The organism is Halomonas sp. 707D4, from assembly GCF_024158685.1.
Taxonomy (GTDB): domain Bacteria; phylum Pseudomonadota; class Gammaproteobacteria; order Pseudomonadales; family Halomonadaceae; genus Vreelandella.
In genome coordinates this window covers 1-2,038 of record NZ_JAMZBD010000527.1, presented here as the reverse complement: position 1 = coordinate 2,038, position 2,038 = coordinate 1, and the positions used below count along the sequence as shown (strand labels likewise).

2 protein-coding genes and 1 pseudogene are annotated in these 2,038 nt (G+C 65.4%); all 3 read right to left on the bottom strand.

Going from position 1 to position 2,038, the window contains the following annotated elements:
• A partial coding sequence (locus BIS11_RS16170; RefSeq protein ID WP_253586539.1) for an LLM class flavin-dependent oxidoreductase occupies positions 1 to 550 on the bottom strand: 550 nt, incomplete at its 3' end.
• A gap of 158 nt (positions 551 to 708) precedes the next feature.
• Positions 709 to 1,818 (bottom strand): molybdenum ABC transporter ATP-binding protein, encoded by a 1,110-nt coding sequence (modC, locus tag BIS11_RS16165; RefSeq protein WP_253420956.1) that lies wholly within the window; start codon positions 1,816 to 1,818, stop codon positions 709 to 711.
• Positions 1,808 to 2,038: pseudogene (gene modB / locus BIS11_RS16160) on the bottom strand (molybdate ABC transporter permease subunit); the annotation flags it as partial. The gene modC and the pseudogene modB, both read right to left, overlap by 11 nt.

Here is a 2,038-nt window from a genome sequence, read left to right as displayed (position 1 = left end):
GTGCCTGCGCGGGCAGGTAGAGCAACTCGCTCTCTTCCACGCTGATGTGGCGGCCGGCGTAGGTCACGCGCTTGCCCGCCAGCAGGTCGCGGTAGACGTCGAGAAATTCACGCGTCACCTCATAGCGCTGATCGTGGGCCAAAAAGACACCATCGCCGCGATTTTCGACCGGATCCCCACCGGTGACGACATTGATCAGCAGGCGGCCGTTCGAGAGGCGATCAAGCGTAGCGGTCATGCGAGCGGCAAGCGTGGGGGACTGCAGGCCTGGCCGCACCGCCACCAGAAAGCGCAGGCGCTCGGTGGCTGGCGCCAGCGCCGAGGCGACGACCCAGGAATCCTCGCAGCTGCGCCCCGTCGGCAGCAGTACGCCATAAAAACCGAGTTGATCCGCGGCTTGGGCCACCTGGCGCAGATAGCCCAGGTTGACGTCACGGCCTCCCTGATGGGTCCCCAGGAAGTGGCCATCGCCGTGGGTGGGCAAGAACCAGAGAAATTTGCCGGCGGTGGCGGGTGCCACGCCTGAGTCGATCGTCGTTGGGTCACTCATGAAAGCCTCCTGGGATTGCGTGATAACGTGCGTCATCGATAGTAGCAATCCGCCTGGGCGGGGCTTAAATGGTGAAATCGGGAAAGCTTATTCGCGGTGGCACCGCCTGAAGCTGGGGCGTAGACACCGGAGATACGCTGGCGGCAAGGGCGGAGGGATCACTGCAAGGAGGTGAAGGCAACGCTTCGAATCAGCGCGGTGATCCTTTGCCCTTCAGCAAGGCCCAACTGGTCGAACGCCAGGCGCGTCAGGCGCGCGCGCAGCCGGTGCGTGCCGAGTCGTAGGCGAAGCTCCACCGTATGCGGCGTCTCGGCCGGCATCTCGATGGCCTCGATATGGGCGGGCAACTGATTGCGATAGCTGGTGTCTGCGGCCGGCGCCAGGGCAATGGCGATGTCTCTGGCGTGAATGCGCAGTCGCAGCGTACTGCCAAGGGGCGCCTGGGTGCCTGGCAACAGCAGCTCGAGGCCATCGCCCAGCGCCACGCGCGTCAAGTGATAGTGGGCATCGTGATTGGTGACGCGCCCCTCGAGAATCGAGGCCGCATCGAACCCCGCCAGCGCCTGGGTAAGGTCGAAGCGTTGCAGCAAGTGCGACAGCGGGGCGCTGGCCTCCACGCGGCCGCTGCGCATCAACACCAGGTGATCGGCGATGGTGGCGATCTCGTCCGGGTCGTGGCTGACGTAGATGATCGGGATGTCCACTTGTCTTGCCAGGCGGGCAATGAAATGCAGAAGCTCCTGCTTGCGCGCGCCGTCGAGGCCGGTGAGCGGTTCGTCCATCAACAGTAAGCGCGGGTCGCTCAACAGGGCGCGGCCGATGGCGACTCGGCGCGATTCACCGCCGGAGAGCGTGCCCGGCAAGCGCTCCAGCAAGTGGGCGATGCCTAAAAGGGCGACGATCTCGTCGAAGCGCGAAGAGGCGTGGGCAGGCATGCCGTAGGTCAGGTTGCCGCGCACCCGGTAGTGGGGAAACAGGCGCGCCTCCTGAAAGACGACGCCGATACGACGCTTGTGCGCGGGCACGACGAGGCGCTGGCGGGTATCCAGCAGGGTGCGCTCGCAAAGCTGTACACGCCCCTGATCGGGCTTTTCGAGGCCGGCGATCACGCGCATCAGGCTGGTCTTGCCGCTACCGGAGGTGCCGAAGACGCCGGTAACGCCTTGGGCGGGCAGCGCAAGCGACACCTGGAGATGGAAGTTGCCCAGCCGCTGGTCGATCTCCACGTGCAGGCTGGGCGATGAGTCGGTCGACGGATCAGTAGGCATCACGTTCCTGAAGGCGCTGTTTGGTGCGTCGGGCCAGCCACTCGGAGGCGATCAGCGACAGCAGGGCAATCACGATCGACAGCACGCAGAGCCTGGCGGCGGCGCTTTCGCGTCCCGGCGTTTGAATCAGGGTGTAGAGCGCGAGTGGCAGGGTGCGGGTTTCACCGGGAATGTTGGAGGCGAAGGTGATGGTGGCACCGAACTCGGAGAGCGCCCGGGC